Annotated in this window: 16 protein-coding genes; 7 read left to right on the plus strand and 9 right to left on the minus strand. The window is 46.2% G+C overall.

What is annotated here, in order from left to right; translation table 11 throughout:
- Positions 1-81 precede the first annotated feature (81 nt).
- On the plus strand, positions 82-2,661 hold the full coding sequence (gene clpB / locus AY607_RS03215) for an ATP-dependent chaperone ClpB (RefSeq protein ID WP_064095827.1): 2,580 nt from the start codon (positions 82-84) through the stop codon (positions 2,659-2,661).
- 99 nt (positions 2,662-2,760) lie between these two features.
- Here the strand turns inward: clpB and rlmKL are convergent, their stop codons facing one another.
- Positions 2,761-4,965 (minus strand): bifunctional 23S rRNA (guanine(2069)-N(7))-methyltransferase RlmK/23S rRNA (guanine(2445)-N(2))-methyltransferase RlmL, encoded by a 2,205-nt coding sequence (gene rlmKL / locus AY607_RS03220; protein WP_064101762.1) that lies wholly within the window; start codon positions 4,963-4,965, stop codon positions 2,761-2,763.
- Positions 4,966-5,195: 230 nt separating this feature from the next.
- Here rlmKL and AY607_RS03225 point away from each other — a divergent pair, with 230 nt between their 5' ends.
- From AY607_RS03225 to AY607_RS03240, 4 genes are all read left to right on the plus strand, one after another.
- Entirely contained in the window at positions 5,196-5,540 is a 345-nt protein-coding gene (locus AY607_RS03225; protein ID WP_064101763.1) for a hypothetical protein, read from the plus strand.
- Positions 5,541-5,762: 222 nt separating this feature from the next.
- Positions 5,763-6,779, plus strand: coding sequence for an aspartate carbamoyltransferase catalytic subunit (locus tag AY607_RS03230; RefSeq protein ID WP_064101764.1), 1,017 nt, complete (start codon positions 5,763-5,765; stop codon positions 6,777-6,779).
- Positions 6,780-6,789: 10 nt separating this feature from the next.
- Positions 6,790-8,025: a dihydroorotase gene (locus AY607_RS03235; protein ID WP_064101765.1), complete on the plus strand. Its 1,236-nt coding sequence runs from the start codon at positions 6,790-6,792 to the stop codon at positions 8,023-8,025.
- Between the two features lie 181 nt (positions 8,026-8,206).
- Entirely contained in the window at positions 8,207-9,706 is a 1,500-nt protein-coding gene (locus AY607_RS03240; RefSeq protein WP_081408791.1) for an OmpA family protein, read from the plus strand.
- Positions 9,707-9,760: 54 nt separating this feature from the next.
- Here the strand turns inward: AY607_RS03240 and AY607_RS03245 are convergent, their stop codons facing one another.
- From AY607_RS03245 to AY607_RS03280, 8 genes are all read right to left on the minus strand, one after another.
- The gene (locus AY607_RS03245) at positions 9,761-11,173 is read right to left on the minus strand and encodes a short-chain fatty acid transporter (protein ID WP_064101767.1); all 1,413 of its coding nucleotides are present in this window, start codon (positions 11,171-11,173) and stop codon (positions 9,761-9,763) included.
- Between the two features lie 96 nt (positions 11,174-11,269).
- Complete coding sequence (locus AY607_RS03250) at positions 11,270-11,908, minus strand: CoA transferase subunit B (protein ID WP_064095833.1); 639 nt, start codon at positions 11,906-11,908, stop codon at positions 11,270-11,272.
- A 2-nt stretch (positions 11,909-11,910) separates the two neighbouring features.
- On the minus strand, positions 11,911-12,615 hold the full coding sequence (locus AY607_RS03255; RefSeq protein WP_064095834.1) for a CoA transferase subunit A: 705 nt from the start codon (positions 12,613-12,615) through the stop codon (positions 11,911-11,913).
- A gap of 93 nt (positions 12,616-12,708) precedes the next feature.
- Entirely contained in the window at positions 12,709-13,611 is a 903-nt protein-coding gene (locus AY607_RS03260; RefSeq protein ID WP_064101768.1) for a hydroxymethylglutaryl-CoA lyase, read from the minus strand.
- Positions 13,608-15,602, minus strand: coding sequence for an acetyl/propionyl/methylcrotonyl-CoA carboxylase subunit alpha (locus tag AY607_RS03265; RefSeq protein WP_064101769.1), 1,995 nt, complete (start codon positions 15,600-15,602; stop codon positions 13,608-13,610). Before AY607_RS03265 ends, AY607_RS03260 begins: the two co-directional genes overlap by 4 nt.
- A gap of 19 nt (positions 15,603-15,621) precedes the next feature.
- Complete coding sequence (locus AY607_RS03270) at positions 15,622-16,416, minus strand: enoyl-CoA hydratase/isomerase family protein (RefSeq protein WP_064101770.1); 795 nt, start codon at positions 16,414-16,416, stop codon at positions 15,622-15,624.
- A gap of 12 nt (positions 16,417-16,428) precedes the next feature.
- Entirely contained in the window at positions 16,429-18,030 is a 1,602-nt protein-coding gene (locus tag AY607_RS03275; RefSeq protein ID WP_064101771.1) for a carboxyl transferase domain-containing protein, read from the minus strand.
- Between the two features lie 35 nt (positions 18,031-18,065).
- Positions 18,066-19,238 (minus strand): isovaleryl-CoA dehydrogenase, encoded by a 1,173-nt coding sequence (locus AY607_RS03280; protein ID WP_064101772.1) that lies wholly within the window; start codon positions 19,236-19,238, stop codon positions 18,066-18,068.
- Between the two features lie 147 nt (positions 19,239-19,385).
- Here AY607_RS03280 and AY607_RS03285 point away from each other — a divergent pair, with 147 nt between their 5' ends.
- On the plus strand, positions 19,386-20,021 hold the full coding sequence (locus AY607_RS03285) for a TetR/AcrR family transcriptional regulator (RefSeq protein ID WP_064095839.1): 636 nt from the start codon (positions 19,386-19,388) through the stop codon (positions 20,019-20,021).
- Positions 20,022-20,118: 97 nt separating this feature from the next.
- Positions 20,119-21,807 carry an AMP-binding protein gene (locus AY607_RS03290; RefSeq protein WP_064095840.1) on the plus strand — a complete coding sequence of 563 codons (1,689 nt, stop codon included), beginning with the start codon at positions 20,119-20,121 and terminating at the stop codon, positions 21,805-21,807.
- The last annotated feature ends 238 nt before the right edge of the window (positions 21,808-22,045 follow it).

The following is a 22,045-nucleotide window of genomic DNA, read 5'->3' on the forward strand; positions in this document are numbered from 1 at the left end:
ATATATATAAAAGAATTGAATTTTTCTCGCATGCCCCCATATATTTTTCAAATAGAATATTTGTGCTGAGGAATAACAAGAATGCGTTTTGAAAAATTTACCAACCGCCTGCAGCAAACCCTTTCAGATGCCCAATCGTTGGCAATGAGCAGGGATCATGCTTCTATTGATGGAATTCATATCTTGGCGACCTTGATGGATGAAACTTCCAATGTCAGCTTGTTGCAACAGGCCGGAGCAAACCTGCGGGAATTGCAAACCAAACTGGAAACAGCGCTAAGTAATGCAGCCACACTGAGTAATCCATCTGCAGATATTAATCTCAGCCCTGAAGCGGCAAAAGTTTTACATCTCGCAGACAGTTATGCCCAAAAAGCCGGAGATGAATTCCTTTCAACAGACTGGGTGCTACTGGCACTTGCAGAAACAGGAAATACCAAAAATTTATTAAGCAGTGCTGGAGTAAAGGCAGAGACTTTACGTCAGATTATCAATCAATTTCGAGGTGATGAAAAAGTCATGAGCAATAATCATGAAGATCAGCGTGATTCACTAAATAAGTACACCATCGATTTAACAGAACGTGCTTTGGCAGGCAAGCTTGATCCTGTGATTGGGCGTGATGATGAAATCCGTCGTACCATTCAGGTCTTGTCACGCCGTACTAAAAATAACCCGGTACTGATTGGTGAGCCGGGCGTGGGTAAAACAGCAATTGTCGAAGGTCTGGCACAGCGTATTATCAATGGTGAAGTACCTGAAGGGCTCAAAGGCAAGCGTGTTTTGTCATTAGACCTCGGCTCTTTGCTGGCCGGTGCCAAATACCGCGGCGAGTTTGAGGAACGCTTAAAAGCTGTACTCAAAGATATTGCCAAACACGAAGGTGAAATCATCCTGTTTATCGATGAATTGCATACATTGGTAGGCGCAGGTAAAAGTGATGGTGCGATGGATGCCGGCAACATGCTGAAACCTGCATTGGCACGTGGCGAATTGCGCTGTGTGGGTGCGACAACCCTGGATGAATACCGTCAATATATTGAAAAAGATGCTGCACTTGAGCGTCGTTTCCAAAAAGTGCTGGTAGATGAACCGAGTGTCGAAGACACGATTGCGATTCTACGTGGCCTGAAAGACCGTTATGCAACGCATCATGGTGTACAAATTCTGGATTCTGCGATTATTGCAGCGGCAAAAATGTCACACCGTTATATTACCGATCGCCAGTTGCCCGATAAAGCCATTGACCTGATTGATGAAGCTGCATCCCGTATCAAAATGGAGCTAGATTCCAAACCTGAAGCGCTAGATAAACTGGAGCGCCGTCTGATCCAGCTGAAAATGCAGCTTGAAGCAGTGAAAAAAGATGAGGATAGCGGTGCCAAAGGCGAGATTAAGCATCTGACCCAACAGATTGAAACGGTCGAGAAAGAATACCAAGATCTGGAAGAAATCTGGCGTGCAGATAAAGCCTTGGTGGCTGGCAACAAGGATATCCAAGTTAAACTGGATCAGGCACGTATAGCCCTAGATAAAGCACAGCGCGAAGGTGATCTGGCAGAGGCAGCACGCTATCAGTATGGCGTGATTCCTGAATTGCAAAAGCAGCTAGAGCGCATTGAAGCAGCGGAGGAAAGCGAGTCACCAAAACTGTTGCGTGACAAGGTGACCGAGAATGAAATTGCGGAAGTCGTCAGTGCGGCTACCGGTATTCCTGTCGCGAAAATGCTGCAGGGTGAGCGTGACAAACTGCTGCATATGGAAGAATTCCTGCATAAACGTGTGGTGGGTCAAGATGAAGCCGTGGTGGCCGTATCCAATGCCGTGCGCCGTTCACGTGCTGGCCTGTCTGATCCTAACCGGCCAAGTGGTTCGTTCCTGTTCCTTGGACCGACTGGTGTAGGTAAAACAGAACTAACCAAAGCCTTGGCAAACTTCCTGTTTGACAGTGACGATGCAATGATCCGGATCGACATGTCCGAGTTTATGGAAAAACACTCGGTAAGCCGTCTGGTTGGTGCACCTCCGGGTTATGTAGGCTATGAAGAAGGCGGGGTACTGACAGAAGCTGTGCGCCGTAAACCGTACAGCGTGCTCTTGTTCGATGAAGTCGAAAAAGCACATCCGGATGTATTTAACATCTTGCTGCAAGTGCTGGATGATGGTCGTTTAACTGATTCCCAAGGCCGTGTAGTAGATTTTAAAAATACCGTGATTGTCATGACTTCGAATCTGGGTTCACAAGACGTTCGCGAGTTAGGTGAAGGCGCAACACGCGATGAAGTTCGGACAGTGGTGATGAATGCGGTATCTGAACATTTCCGTCCAGAATTTATTAACCGTATTGATGAAATTGTCGTATTCCACGCACTGGAAAAAGACCAGATTCGCGGTATTGCCGATATTCAGCTGGACCGTTTACGTCAACGCCTAGCCGAACGGGATATGCGCCTGTCGGTAGATGATACTGCCTTTGAGCAATTGATTGAGGTCGGGTTTGATCCACTGTATGGTGCACGTCCGCTAAAACGCGCGATTCAGCAACGTATTGAAAATGGACTGGCTCAGAAAATTCTTGCGGGAGAATTCCAGCCGGGCGATACGATTCTGGTAAGAGCGGAACATGGTGAGCTGGTTTTTGAAAAAATGAAACTCAGCTAAGTTTCAATCCAGTTTATTATATGTTCCATGAAAAAACCCAGTTCAATTGAACTGGGTTTTTTATTTGTGACTGGATATTAGTCGCAAGTCTATAAGGAATTAAACTTGCGGATGACGGATTTTCCAGGCACGGTGAATCTTTTGATTCCGCTTAAAGTCAGGACCAATGGTTTCCTGGGTAATTTCTTCAACATCAAAGAACGCCAGAATTTCTTCATCCATCTCAAAACCACGATAGTTATTTGAGAAATACAGGGTACCATCGCTGGTTAAACGGTTCATGGCACGTTTCAGCAGGGATAAATGGTCACGCTGGACATCAAAGGTACCGTAGAATTTCTTCGAGTTCGAAAACGTTGGCGGATCAATAAAGATCAGGTCATATTGCTCATGGCCTTCTTTCAGCCATTCGAAACAGTCAGAGGCAAAGAACTGGTGTTGTTCATCCGCATGATCCACGGTTAAACCGTTCAGGACAAAGTTTTCTTTTGACCAGTTTAAATAAGTATTCGACAGATCGACGCTGGTGGTGCTCGCAGCACCGCCCAAAGCAGCATGTAAACTTGCCGTTGAGGTATAGCTGTATAAGTTCAGGAAGTGTTTGCCTTTTGCTTCACGTGCAATACGTAAACGCATTTGACGGTGATCCAGGAATAGACCGGTATCCAGATAATCGGTCAGGTTGACCAAAATCTTGGCCTTGCCTTCCTGTACGATAAAACGCTTGGATGCTGTACTTTGTTTGGTGTACTGGTTTTTGCCCTCCTGACGCGCACGGGTCTTGATAAAGATCGCATCACGGCCCAAACCGGTCACGGCGCGAATTGCCTGTAAGGCCAGGTTGAAACGTTTCTTGGCTTTTTCCGGATCAATGGTTTTAGGTGGCGCGTATTCTTGTACATGCAAACGCTCGCCATACAAATCTACTGCGACGTTAAAATCAGGTAAATCTGCATCATAGAGACGTAAACAATGGATCTGTTCCTTAACTGCCCATTTTTTTAGAGCTTGTATGTTTTTGGTCAGACGGTTGGCAAACTCCATCGCACCTTCAATCGGCTCAAACTGCTGAGGCTGCCAGCTTTCTAGGAATGGACGTACCACCGCGGCCGGTTTAACCGTACCGAAACGGATATAAATCGGCAATTTACCATTCATCAAACGCAGGATTTGCGGATCATTGAATGCCAGCACGTCGGCCTGTTCCACTTGGGAGGCAATCACAGCCGCTTTTTGATTCGGGAAATTCTTTTGCAGTAAAGCTGATAAACCAAGGTATAAAGAACGGTTTTGGGCTTTATCACCGAGACGTTCACCATAAGGCGGGTTGGTCACGAAGAATACTTTCTTGCCTTCTGCATGAAAATCAGGCCAGTCATTTAAAGTCCGTTCTTCAATCATGATATTGTCGAGTGCGGATTCAAAACCCGCCGCGATAATATTTTGTCTGGTGGCTTTAACCGCTTCCCAGTCCGCATCGAAGGCATAGAATTGTGGTAATGGATTTTCCATTGCCGCTTGATGGCGCTCAGCTGCTTCTGCCTTGATGCTCATCCAGAGTTCATGGTCATGACCATTCCAGCCATTAAAACCGAAACGACGGACCAGACCAGGCGCACGGTCGGTCAGGATCATCAGTGATTCAATAATGAACGTTCCTGAACCACACATTGGATCAACCACGATATCCGGATTTAACGCTTTTAAACCACCTTTTTGCAGAATCGCAGCGGCCAGGTTTTCCTTGATCGGGGCGTCAGTCATGAACCGGCGGTAACCGCGTTTATGCAAAGAGTCGCCAGACAGGTCCAGGCAGTAAGTATGTTCTTTCTTGCCTGCCAGAATATACATGGTGATTTCAGGCTGTTTGGTATCAATGTTTGGACGTTTGCCTACCGCTTCCATAAAGGAATCTACGACACCATCTTTGGCACGTAAAGTTGCAAACTGGGTATTGACCTTGATATCACGCTCGACATGCAAACGAATCGCAAAGGTACTTTGTGGTGCAAAAATCAGCGACCAGTCAAAGCTGAGAGCCCCTTCATAGAGTTCTTCTGCCACATCACGGGCATCATGAGAAAATTCAATTTCATGCGTGTGGATCGGCATCAAGACACGTGAAGCCAGACGTGACCACATGCAGATACGATAAGCATTTTCCAGGGTGCCTTTAAAGGTTAGACGGCCCGGAAAACGCTCAATATTCTGAACACCTAAGCCTTGAATTTCTTCTTCTAATAAGGTTTCCAGCCCATCGGCACAGGTGACCCAATAATTGCTTAAACGTGGAGAGGTATTCATATAATAGAGAGACCAAAAAAGATAAATAAAAACTGCGCTAAGTTTACCGTATTTTTATATTGAAAGCTTTTTAAATTCTCTGAAAGGCCTGAGCTGCTTTAGAGAAAATGCGTATTTGTATCATAAATTAAGAAACTGGTACGTATTTTGCTCTATCCACTGCAAATCAGGCAGTCAGTCGATGGGGAGTGATGGCTGCCTGATTTTTCAATTTTATAATGAGGGTGAAGATGTTAGAGAATCAGTTACGCAACCATGACGCTTTTTCAGTGGCCACTTTAATTTATGCGCGTTTACGACGTGTTTCCGGTCGGGTAATTGATGCACTTTATTTGGCAGAAAATCTGGACTATGCCCGGCATGTGATTCAGCTGGCAGAGCAGACCCAGGACCCAGAGTTGAGTCATCTGATCCAGCGCCTGAGAATGGTACTGGAGATTTCGGAAACAGGACAAGGTTCTGAAGTAGAATCCGCGAACCTAAGCCAGCAGAATGAGCTGATCTCGGTCGAACCGGATGAAGATGATATCTATCGTGCACAAGTGTCACATCGTTATATTGGTGCATTACGCTAGACAGGAGAGGGTGTGAATGCTCCAGACTGAAGCACCCATTTTTTAATATTTAAAATCAGCAGGATGTAAATCGGGTTAAATTATCTTGTTGAAAAAATAAAGATGAATCTGATTTTCTGTTTTTATTGTTCAGATGCTTTTTGTACAAGTAGCAACGTGCCCAACTATAAAAATTCGCCAATCTCTGTATAATATGTTGACTTAACGCATAAGGAATCTCTCATGCACTTGGCGGCATTGCATACACCGAGCCAGATTCAACTCAATAAAGAAGGTAATCTAAAACACTTCTTGACCATCGAAGGTCTTTCTAAAGAAACCCTGACAAAAATATTGGACACTGCACAGTCCTTTTTTAATGACCAAAATCAGCTGATCACCAATAATTTGCTGGAAGGCAAAACGGTGATGAACCTGTTCTTCGAAAATTCTACCCGTACCCGAACCACCTTTGAAGCCGCTGCCAAGCGCCTTTCTGCCAATGTTCTCAATATCGATATTGCCCGCTCGAGTACGTCTAAAGGTGAAACCCTGCGTGACACTTTATGGAATCTGGAAGCCATGGCAGCCGATATTTTCGTGGTACGTCATTCATCTTCTGGAGCGGCACATTTTATTGCCAAAGATGTCTGCCCAGACGTCGCCATTATTAACGCCGGTGATGGCCGTCATGCGCATCCAACGCAAGCCATGCTGGACATGCTGACCATTCGCCGTGAAACCAATAAAAAATTCGAAGAAATGTCGATCGCTATTATTGGCGATATCAAGCATTCGCGTGTGGCACGTTCAGATGTGGCAGCCTTGCAAACTTTGGGCTGTCAAGATATTCGAGTGATTGCACCCAATACTTTGTTGCCATTAGGCTTTGAAGAATATGGCGATGGTGTTCGTCTGTTTAACAAGATGGAAGAGGGCATTCAAGACTGCGACGTGATTATTACGCTACGTATTCAAAACGAGCGGATTGATTCTCCAGCACTTGCCTCGCAAGCCGAGTTTTACAAAATGTATGGTCTGAACAAAGAACGTCTCGCGATGGCCAAGCCTGATTGTATCGTGATGCATCCGGGACCAATGAACCGTGGGGTAGAAATTGATTCCAGCATTGCAGATGGCTCACAGTCGGTGATTCTGCATCAGGTGACCAATGGTATTGCAGTGCGTATGGCAGTACTGGCACTGGCGATGCAGGGTCAGTTACAGGAACAGGGTTTGATTGAAGCGATTGCGGTATAAGGAATAAGTCATGTCTATTGTAAAAATTGAAAATGTCCGTGTTCTCGACCCAATTGCAAAAACAGATTCGATCGAAACGGTTTATCTCGAAAATGGTAAGCGTGTAGAGGCATCCTCAGACGTTGCCGAGACCCTTGATGGTCAAGGCAAATGGCTGATGCCTACCATGGTTGACCTGTGTGCACGTTTACGTGAACCGGGTCAACAGCAACACGGTACGCTTAAGTCTGAAGGGAAAGCGGCTCGTGAAAATGGTATTTTGCACGTATTTACCCCACCAGATTCAAAACCGATTGTTCAAGACAATGGTGCGCTGATTCACGGCCTGGTTGAAAAAGCCATGCTGGATGGTGGTATCTATCTTCAAGTGATTGGTGCGCAAACCCAAGGCCTAAATGGTCAACAGCCGGCAAATATGGCGGGTCTGAAAAAAGGCGGTTGTACTGCCGTTTCCAATGCCAGCGCGCCGTTTGCCAATGATGATGTAGTCCTGCGTACACTTGAATATGCCGCAGGTTTAGACCTGACAGTGGTGTTCTATGCAGAAGAACCACAAATTGCCAAAGATGGCTGCGTACATGAAGGTTTTATTGCTTCACGTCAGGGCTTGCCAATGATTCCGGCACTGGCTGAAACCGTGGCAATCGCCAAATACTTGCTCATGATTGAAGCCACCCATGTACGCGCACACTTCGGTCTGTTGTCTTGTGGTGCATCTGTCGAATTGATCCGTATTGCCAAGGAAAAAGGTTTGCCGGTGACCTGTGATGTAGCAATGCATCAGCTGCATTTGACCGATCATTTGATTGACGGTTTTAATTCTCTTGCACATGTGCGTCCACCGCTTCGTTCAGAACAGGATAAAGAATTGCTGCGTCAGGGAGTAAAATCCGGTGTGATTGATGCAATCTGCACCCATCATGAACCACTGAGCAGCTCTGCGAAAATGGCGCCGTTTGCAGAAACGCAACCAGGATTCACTGCTTTTGATACTTATGTGCCTTTTGGTCTGCAACTGATTCGTGAGGGGTTGTTAACTCCACTGGAATGGGTAGAAAAAGTAACCTTGGCTCCGGCTCGTGTTGCACAAATGGCAGATCGCTGGGTAAATGAATCAGGTTGGGTGCTGCTAGATCCGGAACTGGAATGGACCCTGGATAAAGAAAGCATCGTGTCACAAGGTAAGAATACACCGTTAATCAATCAAAAAGTGCTGGGTAAAGTGATTCAAACTTATGTTGCTTAAGTAAGACAAACTTTATAAAAGTCAGCTTCGGCTGGCTTTTTTTTATTTTTTAAATTGTATTGGCGAAATGCCACACTAACAAAAATAGTGAAACTTTATGATATTCATACAATTATTTACATTTTCAAAAAATAGGGATCGTTACACTGCTTAAATATTAAACATTAGAAAAATCAAAAGAATGGTGACGATTATGAATATAGACTTTATAGAACGCTTAAAAAGTGATGTTACGGCGATTGTTCTTCAAGGTGAAACCGAGCATTTATTTGCCAAAGATCAAGCTTTGGCGCAGTTCTATCCCGTATTTTTAAGTATATTACGTGCTCGTCCCGCCTGGATCGAGATTCTTGGTCAGCAACTCAATCCAAAGATTCATGAATTATTCAATGCAAATCCGGCATTAAAGCAGCAGTTTCTGGATCAACTTGATCAGAGTGCACCACAAGAAGAAATAGAACAGACCCTGAATCGGTCAATTGTACCGACCATGAATTTCTTACAGACTGAAGCAGGGGCTTCAAGTCAGGAAGCCATTAGCCATTTGCTTGAAACTCATGCCGATTCGATTCAGCGCGCCTTGCCTGTTTGGGCTGGACCCATTCTGGCAGCGCTTGGTGTTTCCCCATTGGCCGGACACAGTTTAAATCAAGAACCTGTGCTTGAAGCGGAACCCATTATTGTGGTTCAGGAAGAGAGAAAAACAAGCTTTTTATGGCCCGTTATCATTTTTCTGATTCTGGCGGCTTTAACCCTATTTTTTATTCGTAGCTGTATGCATGATGATGATCCACAAGCCGGTCAGGACGGGCAGGTTGCCAGTGAAGCTGTAGCCGCCCAACCTGCTTCTTTGCAATTGAGTACGGGTAGCAATGGTGAAATTATAAGTTGCCAGATAGGGTTGAATAATCCGCAATATATGGAAATTCTGCAAAACGAGATTAAACAGATTTTTAATTATAATATTGGTTGCGGTACGTTGAGTAGTGATGCCTATCATTCAGAATTCACCGATCAGGATACTATTCCAACTGTTTTGAGAGCAATCCAGGGAATGCCAAATGTATCACTGGACTGGGTGGGCAATCAGGTTTTGGTGCGTGCAGCAACCAATGCTGAAGCTGAGCGTCTGGCAGCACAAATTCGTAGTCTGGCAAAAAATGTTACGGTAGTGACTCAACAGCCTCTAAATAACAGTGAGATAATCAGTAGTGCCAACAGTGAAGCAGAACAGGCGCTGGCTAGCATTAAGGAGGACGATGTTAAAGCATTGGATGTAGCGACTGCACTCAATTTACAGATTATCAATTTTGATACCGCCTCTACCGAAGTTCCAGAGGTCAATAAATTGGTGCTGGATCAGGCTGCTGCATTATTGCAACGTGCGCCACAAGTTATCCTGAAAGTTAAAGGACATGCTGATGCTCAAGGCAGCGAAGCAGAGAATAAGGCGCTGTCTGTGCAACGTGCCCAAGCGGTGACCGACTACCTCGTTCAACAAGGCGTCGATCCTGCACAGTTACAGGCAGTTGGCATGGGAGCGGATCAGCCAGTTGAACCTAATGCCACACCTGCCGGGCAGTTCCAGAACCGTCGCGTGACCTTTGAAGTCGTCAATACTGAAACGGGAGTGGTACGTGAAGTAGATGATGAAGGTGTGGTGGAGAAGACAGCAAATTAAGAGAACGGCCTAAATAAAAAAGGACGAATTTTTGTCCTTTTTTATTATCTTAAATTAAGAAAATACTGGCGGGCTATAGGTCATGGTTCTTCCCAGGAACCAGAGCAGGAACAGTACCAAAGGCAGATGGAAAATCAGCTGGGTAACCGTAAATCCAATCACATCTTTGGCTTTTAATTTCAGGATACCGAGCATCGGCAGCATAAAGAAAGGGTTAATCAGATTAGGCAAGGCTTCTGCCGCATTATAAATCTGCACCGACCAGCCCAGATGCACTTTCAGGTCATGTGCTGCCTGCATCACATAGGGTGCTTCGATAATCCATTTGCCTCCACCGGATGGAATAAAGAAGCCCAGAATTGCTGAATAAAGTCCCATCACGATGGCAAAGGTTTCCTGAGAAGCAATGGAAACGAAAAATTCGGCAATATAATGTGACAATGACAGATCGGCCGGGTTTAGTGCATTGGTCATCATAAAGGCAATACTGCCATACAACGGAAACTGGATCAGTACTCCTGAAATAGCCGGAACAGCCTTGGAGACTGCATTCAGGAAATTTCGTGGTGTACCGTGCAAGGCCACGCCCAAAATCAGAAAGATAAAGTTATAGGTATTTAAGCTGGAAATGGCCAGAATCGGATTACTTTTGGAAAATTCGTTAAACATCCAGACTGCGCCCAGAATCACGATCAAAATGCTTAAAATGGGTGAATTTTCCAGCCAATCCCCCGGTCTTTTTTCGGCAGATACTTCCGGTTTTTCTTCTTCAATCTGAATCGGGAAGTGTTCAATGGTTTTAATGTCAGAGCCTTTAGGTGCTGACCAGTAAGCAATTGCGATTGAAGCTACAATCAGTACCGCCGTCATGATCATGGATTGCGGCAGGAAAATAGTCTCGGTAAATGGAATCACGCCCGTCAGGTTATAAATCGGTTCAGGCAGACTGCTTTTATTGGCCTGTAACTGTGCAGCTGAAGAACTGATGCCCAGTGCCCAGGTCGCACCCATCCCGATAATCGCGGCAGCCGCAGCAGCGCGGTAATCCATGTTAAGCTCTTTACGCTGTGCCAGTGCAATCACTAGAAGTGCAGTCAGTACAGTACTCATGGCCCAGTTAATCAGGGAAATTAACAGGCTGACCGTGGCGACCAGGACAATCGCACCACGACCGGAATGCGGCAAGCGTGCCATTTTCTGGATCAGCAGCTGGACAGGCTTGGATACGGAAACCACATAACCGACCACGATCAGCATGCACATCTGCAAGGTAAAGGGAATCAAGCTCCAGAAGCCGTCTCCAAAGGAAATCGCGACATCCTGTGCCGGTGCACCAATTCCGATGGCGGCAATCGCCACAATGATGACACCGAGTAGGGCAAAAATATAAGAATCCGGAAACCATTTTTCAGACCAGTCGCTGACGCGCATGGCGAAGCGCTGCAAAATATTTTGTTGAGTTTGCATGATTAAAATCCATTTATTCTGCAATTATTATTTTGAAATGAAGCAGCTATATATAAAAAAGCCCTTAAGAAATTTTATTCTTAAGGGCTGGCTAGATCAGGCAGCGTTACGTAGTAGCGCTACCCCAGTGACTTTTTGAATCTCTTCAAAACTTACCTCTGGTGCCAGTTCAACCAGTCGAATTCCATCAGGAGTAACATCCAGTACACCGAGGTCGGTAATAATCCGGTTCACCACAGCTTGGCCGGTAAGGGGCAGGCTACATTGCGGTACAATCTTCGGTGTACCATCTTTGGCGCAGTGTTCCATCAAGACCACGACCTTTTGTACACCCGCGACCAGATCCATGGCACCACCCATGCCTTTGACCTTTTTGCCCGGAATCATCCAGTTGGCCAGATCACCAGTTTCAGACACTTCCATTGCACCCAGAATGGCAATATTGACATGACCGCCACGGATCATGGCAAAGGAATCGGCACTTGAGAAAAATGAAGCACCTTTACGCGCTGTGACCGTCTGTTTACCGGCATTGATCAGGTCGGCATCGATAGTCTCCTCGGTTGGAAATTCGCCAATCCCCAGCAAACCATTTTCCGACTGCAGCCAGACATTGATATTTTCCGGAATATAATTCGCGACTAGCGTCGGCAGGCCAATCCCTAAATTGACATAGAAACCATCTTCAAGCTCTTGTGCTGCGCGCTGCGCCATTTGATTACGTGTCCAAGCCATGATCAAGCCTCCGCCTTTAAAGTCATCTGTTCAATGCGTTTTTCCGGTTGGGTATTCAGTACAATCCGGTTCACATAAATGCCGGGTAGATGGATTTCATCCGGCTCCAGCACGCCAATTTCGACAATTTCTTCAACTTCAGCAATGGTGACTTTACCCGCCATGGCACAGACCGGATTAAAGTTTTGGGCGGTTTTACGGAAAATCAGGTTGCCAGCTTTATCTGCCTTATAGGCTTTGACTAGCGCCACATCGGCAGTTAAAGATTCTTCCAGAATGTAAGACTTGCCATTAAATTCACGGACATCCTTACCTTCAGCGATCACGGTTCCGACACCCGTCGCCGTATAAAAAGCCGGAATACCGGCACCGCCAGCACGTAATTTTTCTGCCAGTGTACCCTGTGGGGTCAGTTCAACTTCCAGTTCGCCATTTAAATATTGACGTTCAAACTCTTTATTTTCACCGACATAAGATGAAATCATTTTTTTAATCTGTTTGGTTTCCAGCAGAAGTCCGAGACCGAAGCCGTCTACGCCGGCATTGTTGGAAATACAGGTGAGTTGTTTAGCACCTGTTTCTTTTAAAGCTACGATCAAAGCTTCTGGAATACCGCATAAACCAAAACCACCAACGGCCAGGGTATGACCATCTTGCACCACATCCTTTAAGGCGGATTGAGCGCTGTCATAAACCTTGTTTGACATCTTGTCACCTCTATTATTGTTGTAGCAGACTTCAATCTGCTGCTTATATCCTTATGGTTTGCTTAAGATCATTTTGCTCAAGCAAGCTTATTTTCAAGCACAGGCTTTTTGCCAATAGGCATTGGCATAATTGGATGGATTATTGCGCTGCAAGACTTCACTGATATTACGGCTGGCCTGCATCAGGGCGTCTAGCTGAATACCGGTTTCAAAGCCCATATTCGAGAGCAGGTAATACAGGTCTTCAGTTGAAACATTGCCTGAAGCCCCTTTGGCATAAGGGCAGCCACCTAAGCCTGCAATGGATGAATCAAATACGCGAATGCCTTGTAATAGCGACTGGTAGATATTCGCAATCGCCATGCCGTAAGTATTATGAAAATGGCCTGCCAAAACTTTAGCATCAAGTTCAGCCAGACAAGCCTCCCAGACATTTTTCACCCGATCCGGTGTTGCTGTACCAATGGTTTCACCCAATGACACTTCGTAGCAGCCCATCTCCAGCAAACGCTGGGTGACTTTTACCACCTGCTTTGGATCAATGGCACCTTCATAAGGACAGTCCACCATGCAGGAGACATAGCCGCGCACCTTAATGTCATTGGCTTTGGCGGCTGCCATGACATCGGCAAACTTCTCGAAGCTTTCATCAATCGAGCAATTGATGTTTTTGCGGGTAAAGCTTTCAGAAGCAGCGGTAAATACCGCTACTTCCTTGCAACCCACAGCCAGTGCCGATTCAAAACCTTTCAGATTTGGGGTCAGCAGACTGAACTGAATATTTGGATCTTGAGGTAGGCTGGCAAAGAGCACATCACTGTCTGCCATTTGCGGTACCCATTTGGCTGAAACGCAGGAACCAACTTCGATGGACTGCAGACCGGTTTTCATCAGGTCTAGAATCAGGTTTTTCCGGTCATCCAATGTCAATGGTGTTTTTTCATTTTGCAGGCCATCGCGTGGCCCGACTTCTACGATTTTGACAAAATCCGTCATGCCACTTCCTCCGCCAGTGGCTGGAATTCGACCAGTTCATCACCAGCTTTAACCTGATCACCCTTCTGGAAATATGAACTTGCGATGATGCCGTCATGCGGTGCACGAATTGAATATTCGATCTTCATGGCTTCCAGCGTCATCAGCACATCATCTTTTTTGACTTTGTCATTGGCTGCCACGAGCACCTGGGTAATGACACCTGGCATTGGCGCGATCAGATTATTTTCCGTGCCTTGTTCATCCTGATTATTAAAATCAGACTTCAGGTAATTGAACTTATAGCTTTGACCATTCTGGAACAGGGTAATGCCTTGCTCAGTCTGGCTAAAAGCCAGTTTTTGCTGTTTACCCGCCAGTTGCAACGCTAAAGTATGGGCATCGACGAGCTGACCTTGAATCTCAATCTGCTGACCGTTATAGCTGGCGACAAATCCTTGATCTTGGGTGCTGAACTGAGCTTTTAGGGTAAAACCATTACGTTGTAATTGCACTGTATGGCTATTTTTCTGGTTCAGGCGCCAGAATGCTTTTTGCTGCCACACCGGATTGCTTGGAACGGGGTTCTGTGCCTGACGTGACAGTAGCTCAATCAGTGCGGCACTAACTACCAGTTCGGCACTGATATCCGCAGAAGGTTTGAGCAGGAATTCTTCTTCACGTTGAATCAGGCCAGTATCTAAATGTGCATTTTTAAACGATTCGCACAGCACTAGGCGATCTAGAAAAGCAATATTGTTACCCAGACCATCAACATGGAACTGACCCAGTGCATGGTGCATTTGGGTCAAGGCTGCTTCACGGTTTTTGCCCCAGACAATCAGTTTGGCAATCATCGGATCATAATAGGTGCTGATTTCATCACCTTCGACAATACCGCTATCGACACGGACACAGTCACTTTGCTCTGGATAATGCAGGTAGCTGATCTGACCAATCGCAGGAATAAAGCCTTTTTCCGGTTCTTCGGCATAGACACGAGCTTCGAGTGCATGTCCATGAATCTGCAATTCATGCTGCTGTTTCGGTAAAGGTTCACCAAAGGCCACGCGCAGTTGCCATTCCACCAGATCCTGTCCGGTAATCATTTCCGTCACTGGATGTTCAACCTGAAGACGGGTGTTCATTTCCATGAAGTAAGCTGTGCCGTCTTGCTCCACGATAAACTCGACTGTACCGGCACCGACATAGTTCACTGCACGCGCAGCATCAATCGCCGCCTGACGCATCGCCTCCAGTTTGTCTTCCGGCATTTTTGGAGCTGGTGCTTCTTCCAGCACTTTCTGGTGACGGCGCTGTACCGAGCAATCACGTTCGAACAGATGTACATAATTGCCGTGGGTATCACCAAACACCTGCACTTCAATATGACGTGGCTGAATCACATAGCGTTCAATCAGAACGTCTTCATTGCCAAAACTTGAACGTGCTTCACTCTTACATGAAGCAAGCGAGCTAAGAAAATCTTCGCTGCGTTCCACCAGACGCATGCCTTTACCGCCACCGCCGGCACTGGCCTTGATCAGCACCGGATAGCCAATATTGTCTGCCTGCTTTTTCAGGAAGTCAGCATCCTGATTGGTGCCGTGATAACCAGGGGTTAAAGGTACACCGGCTTTTTCCATCAAGGCTTTAGAGGTCGCTTTCAGGCCCATTGCCAGAATGGCTGCTACCGGTGGACCAATAAAAGTGATATTATTGGCTTGGCATGCTTCGGCAAACTGGTCATTTTCAGACAGGAAACCATAACCCGGATGAATCGCCTGGGCACCCGTGCTTTTGGCTGCCTGAATAATGCGATCAATCTGTAAATAACTTTGTGCAGCTGGCGATTCACCAATATAGATCGCTTCATCGGCCAGTTTGACATGCTGTGCCTGCGCATCGGCATCAGAATAGACGGCAACGGTGGCGATACCTAATTTCTTCGCTGTACGAATCACACGGCAGGCAATTTCACCACGGTTGGCAATTAAAATCTTTTCAAACATCATAGGATCCTTCTTGTTGTTATGCCGTGGTCTTGATCCAGGCCGGGCTTTGTTTGTTCAAAAATGCATTCAGTCCATTTTTCGCCTCATCTCCCTGGCGAATATGGGCAATATGCTGTGCTGTTTTAAGCAGTAAATCTTCGGTCAAAACCTGTTGGTCAACCAGTTGAATCAACTGTTTGGATGCGCTCTGTGCAGCAGGGCCACCCAATAAAAGTGTTTCCACAATTTCATCAATTTTGCTGTCGAGCTGTTCAGGTATAGTGACTTCATGTGCAAGACCAATACTTTTGGCCTGTTCAGCAGTAATCCGCTCGGCGGTCAGGAAATAACGTGAGGCCTGACGGGCCCCAATCGCACGAATCACATACGGGCTGATGGTCGAAGGTGCCAAGCCTAAACGTACTTCCGACGTCGCAAACTTGGCATCGGTACTGGCGATGCAGATATCACAGGCCGAAGCCAGTCCCATGCCGCCGCCAAAGGCAATACCATGTACCCGGGCAATCGTTGGCTGTTTCAAGGTTGCCAGACTTTGCAGCATTTTTGCCAGTTTGAGCGCATCCGCCTCATTGTCTGCCTGTGATGCCTGACCGGCCTGTTTCATCCAGTTCAGGTCAGCGCCCGCAGAGAAACTTTTGCCACGACCTGCCAGAATCACGACACGCACATCGTCACGGTTATTGAGAGACTGGAAGCAAGTATGCAGTTCTTCAATGACTTGGGTATTAAAGGCATTGTGCAGTTCAGCGCGATTAATCCAGACCGTTGCCACCTGATTCTGCTGTTCGAGCTGTAAAAATTGATAATCCATTTTTGAAACCTCTTACATACGGAACACGCCGAATTTGGTTGGTTGGATGGGCGCATTCAGGGCTGTAGCCAGACTCAAGGCTAGTACTTCACGCGATTGCGCTGGATCAATCACACCATCATCCCATAAACGCGATGATGCATAATAAGGATGGCCTTGGCGTTCGTATTGGTCACGAATCGGTTGTTTAAACTGGTCTTCTTCTTCTGCTGACCAGCTGCCACCTTTCTGTTCAATCTGGTCACGTTTTAAGGTCGACAAAACGCTGGATGCCTGTTCACCGCCCATCACTGAAATACGCGAGTTTGGCCAGGTCCACATAAAGCGTGGCGAATAAGCACGACCACACATGCCGTAGTTGCCGGCACCAAAAGAACCACCAATCACTAGAGTCAACTTAGGCACATTGGCGTTGGCGACGGCCATCACCAGTTTGGCACCATTTTTGGCAATGCCTTCATTTTCATACTGGCGACCGACCATAAAGCCGGTAATGTTTTGCAGGAAAATCAGTGGAATATTGCGTTGGGTACACAGTTCAATAAAATGTGCGCCTTTTTGGGCAGACTCGGAAAATAAAATCCCGTTATTGGCAATTATCCCGACCGGCATGCCATAGAGCTTGGCAAAACCGGTCACCAAGGTAGTGCCGAAACGTGCTTTGAACTCGTCAAAACGTGAGCCATCGACAATACGCGCGATCACTTCACGGATATCAAAAGGCTTGCGTGCGTCACTCGGCACAATGCCGTACAGTTCCGAACTGTCAAACAGCGGCGCTTCGATTTCATCTGCGGTTTTGTTTGGCTTTTTGTTCAGGTTGGCCACGATGTTGCGGGCAATTGCAAGTGCATGTTCATCATTTTCTGCCAGATGATCAGCCACACCAGACAAACGGGTATGCACATCACCACCACCGAGATCCTCACTGGAAACCACTTCACCGGTAGCTGCCTTAACCAGAGGAGGGCCGCCGAGGAAAATCGTGCCCTGATTGCGGACAATAATGGTTTCATCCGACATGGCGGGAACATAAGCACCGCCTGCAGTACAGCTACCCATCACCACTGCAATCTGGGCGATACCTTGGCTCGACATACGTGCCTGATTGTAGAAAATACGGCCGAAGTGATCGCGGTCTGGAAATACTTCATCCTGTAAAGGCAAATATGCACCGCCTGAATCCACCAGATAAATACAGGTCAGATGGTTCTGTTCGGCAATTTCCTGGGCACGTAAATGCTTTTTCACTGTTAATGGATAATAAGTACCGCCTTTCACCGTAGCATCATTGGCGATGATCATGCAGGTCACACCGTTGACCTGACCAACACCAGCGACCACACCTGCGGCAGGAACATCATCCTGATACACCTGATAGGCAGCCAGTTGACCAATTTCCAGAAAAGCGGTTCCTGGATCAATCAGGTGATTAATCCGTTCACGTGGTAACAGCTTGCCGCGATCTAAATGTTTTTGGCGGGCAGTTTCGCCGCCACCCAAAGCAATTTTTTCAACTTTCTGTTTTAGGTCATCCACCAGTTGCAGCATGGCAGTCTGGTTGGTTTTAAACTCTTCACTACGTATATTGATTTTGCTCGATAACTGATTCATGACGAACATCCTTGTTTTATTCTAAGTGTTAAGATTTAGGCTGTTTCGTTGAAAAGTTCACGGCCAATCAGCATGCGGCGGATTTCTGAAGTACCGGCGCCAATTTCATACAGTTTGGCATCGCGCCATAAACGGCCTGCAGCAAACTCGTTGATATAACCGTTACCACCTAAAGTCTGAATGGTTTCACCCGCCATCCAGGTCGCTTTTTCAGCAGCATATAAAATGGCACTGGCAGCATCTTTACGCAGGCTACGGCTATGTTCGGCCTTGTCACATTCGGCGCCGACCGCATAAACCAGTGCCTTACATGCCAGCCAGGTCGAATACATGTCGGCAATTTTGCCCTGCATTAACTGGAATTCACCCAGTGCCTGACCAAACTGTTTACGGTCATGAATATACGGAATCACGGTGTCCATGCAGGCATCCATAATCCCCAGCGGGCCAGCACTCAATACGGCACGCTCGTAATCCAGCCCGCTCATCAAGACTTTGGTGCCATTGCCGACGCCGCCCATGACGTTTTCTTTCGGAACTTCAACATTGTCAAAAAATAGAGGATAAGTATTGGAACCGCGCATACCCAGTTTGTCCAAATGCGTGCCGTGGCTGAAACCTGACATATTTTTCTCTACCAGAAAGGCAGTCATGCCTTTGGCACCGGCCTGCAAATCAGTTTTTGCATAGACCACCAGGACATCGGCATCGCCACCATTGGTGATCCACATTTTTGAACCATTCAGCAGGTAGTGATCGCCTTTGTCTTCCGCTTTGAGCTTCATGCTCACCACATCCGAGCCTGCATTCGGTTCAGACATTGCCAAGGCACCGACATATTCACCTGAAATCAGTTTAGGCAGATAACGCTGTTTCTGTTCTTCCGTACCATTTCGCTTAATTTGGTTCACACATAGGTTAGAATGTGCGCCATAGGACAAACCAATGGATGCTGAAGCACGGGAAATTTCCTGCATGGCAATGATATGGGCCAGATAACCGAAATTTGAACCGCCATATTCCTCACTGACCGTTAAACCGAGCAGGCCCATCTCGCCAAATTTTTTCCAGAGTTGAGCCGGAAACTCATTGTCACGGTCGACCTGTTGGGCAATCGGGGCAATTTCCTTGGCGCAAAATGCGGCCACTGAATCACGAAGCGCAATCAGAGTTTCATCTAAACCGAAATCCAAGCTTTGTAAATTCATTCTTCATCCATCCTGAGGTTATATTTGTTGTGTCCAAAAAAGCATTTTTGTTGTGCTTGAGGTTTAACATACAACGAAAAAATAAAAAAGTGAATCTATATTCACAAAATGATTTACAATTCATTTTATCTTGTTGAGATTAATTTTATGAGTTATAAAAGATCATCATTGATGCAGGAACGGATGGAACAAAATCGTCTGTCGATTTTGCAATCTGCTCGTGAACTGATTACTGAAGGGGGCTTTAAAGAGGCGTCGATACAGGCGATTGCAGAACGCGCAGGCGTATCTACAGGGCTGGTCTATCGATATTTCGAGAATAAAAGCCAGATTTTAATTGAGGTTTTGTCGGCGGCAATTCAGCATGAAGTCGGAATTTTAGTCCATATTGCTGAATCGGATTTATCGGCAAGACTGAAATTGCAAAAATCTGTTACAACTTTTGTGAAGCGTGCCATGAATAGCCCTCAATTGGCATATTCACTAATGTTCGAGCCGGTTGATCCGGAAATGGAACATGAGCGTTTTCGCAGTAAGCAGCTGCTCAAGCAGAGCATTAAGGAGATTCTGGCCGAAGGAAAGGTCAATGGAGAATTCGAATTTGAAGATTTGAATACCGCAGCACTAGGTGTGGTTGGCGCCATGACCTTTGTGGTAATCGAACCTTTGAATCCGTCCCGCAATGTGATGTTTGATCAGAAATATAAGGATCACTTTGTCAAACAGATTGCCGATTTTTGTGTTAACGCAGTACGTCGACAGGAGGGAAATCCAGCAGCATAAGCACACAAAAACAGGCACACAGACAAGGTCGTCGTGGTCATAAAACAATTAGTAAAGTTGAAAATCAGAATTACAAAGAATCAAGGAGATCGATTCAATGACACAAGTACGGTTAAGCTATGCCTATGGAACCAGCAGCCAGCCTTTATTGGGTATGACGATTGGTGAAAAATTTGATCAGGCTTGTGAGCAGTATGCACAAAGTGATGCAGTGGTCAGTCTGCACCAGAACATACGTCTCAGTTACCGGCAGCTAAAGGAACAGGTTAATGCCTTTGCCTGTCAGCTGCTGAAACTGGGTATGCAAAAAGGTGACCGTCTGGCGATCTGGTCGCCGAACTGTGTGGAATGGACCATTACCCAGTTTGCAGCCTTTAAGGCAGGTATTATTCTGGTTAATCTGAATCCTGCTTATAAAAGCAATGAGCTGGAATATGTGCTGAACAAGGTGTCTTGTAAGGGATTGGTGATTGCGTCCCAGTTTAAAACGACGGACTATCAGGAAATTCTGACTAAAATTGCACCGGAATTGCAGGAAACTGAAGATAAATTCCTTAATGCAGAGCGTCTGCCGCATTTAAAACATGTGATTAAAATTGATGACCAGCAGCATACCGGCATCCACCGGTTTCAGGATTTGCTGAGCTCGCCTGGCGAACAAGAGCTAGAACAACTGCAACAGATCTCCAGTGAATTGCAGTTCGATGAAACGATTAATATCCAGTTTACCTCGGGTACCACGGGCAATCCGAAAGGCACCATGCTGACCCATAATAATATTTTAAATAATGGGTACTTTGTCGGTGAAGCGATTCATTTAGGTCCAGAAGACCGCGTCTGTATTTCAGTTCCTTTATTTCATTGTTTTGGCATGGTGATGGGTAATCTGGCCTGTATTACGCACGGTTCTGCCATGATTTATCCGTCTGCCGTGTTTAATCCGCTGGAAACCCTGAAAGCCATCCAGCAGGAAAAATGTACCGCGGCTTATGGTGTGCCGACCATGTTTATCGCCATTCTTGAGCATGAACAGTTTGACGAATTTGATCTGTCCAGTCTGCGTACCGGGATTATGGCAGGTAGTCCATGCCCGCAGGAGATTATGCAGCGCGTGATTGAACGTATGCATATGTCTGAAATTACCATCTGCTATGGTATGACCGAAACTGCGCCAGTAAGTGCACAAAGTTCTACTGAAGACAGTGTTGAACAACGTGTCAGTACGGTTGGTCGGGTACATCCGCATCTGGAAGTCAAAATTGTGGATGAAAGTGGCAAGGTGGTTCCACGCGGTCAATTGGGTGAGCTATGTGTACGCGGTTATTCCGTAATGCTCGGTTACTGGGAAGACCAGGACAAAACCCAGGAAGTGATTGATACAGCGCGCTGGATGCATACTGGTGATATCGCTGAAATGGATGATGAGGGCTTTGTCAAAATCAAGGGGCGAATCAAGGATGTTGTCATTCGTGGCGGGGAAAACCTGTTCCCGAAAGAAATCGAAGATTTCCTTTATACCCATCCGGCTGTTTCAGATGTACAGGTGATTGGGGTACCAGACCATAAATATGGAGAAGAGCTTTGTGCTTGTATCATCCTGCATGAAAATGATCCTTGTACCGAAGACGTAATCCGTGAGTATTGTGCCGAGCATATCTCGCATAACAAAGTGCCGCGTTATGTGCGTTTCTTCCATGAATTCCCGATGACGGCTTCAGGTAAGGCGCAGAAGTTCAAGTTGCGTGAATTTATGCGTGAAGAGCTGAACTTGAAAGAGATTGCTTAAATTGTATTGATGCGATTCTTAAGTGGGGCAAAGCAGTATTTAATGCATGCATTGCCTCCATTTGTATAACGGTTTCGATATCAATATTTAGGCTTTTCTTACTTTTGATGGGCCAAAAGTAAGCAAAATCCCTTTATTTTGCTGAAGGGACTTCCATTTATTTTGCTGAAGGGACTTCCATGTCCCTCAGCAAAATGGCGACATCCATGTCGCTGGGCCTATGATCAAATTTCAAGAA

This window comes from Acinetobacter sp. SFA, assembly GCF_001647535.1.
GTDB classification, from domain to species: Bacteria; Pseudomonadota; Gammaproteobacteria; order Pseudomonadales; family Moraxellaceae; genus Acinetobacter; species Acinetobacter pecorum.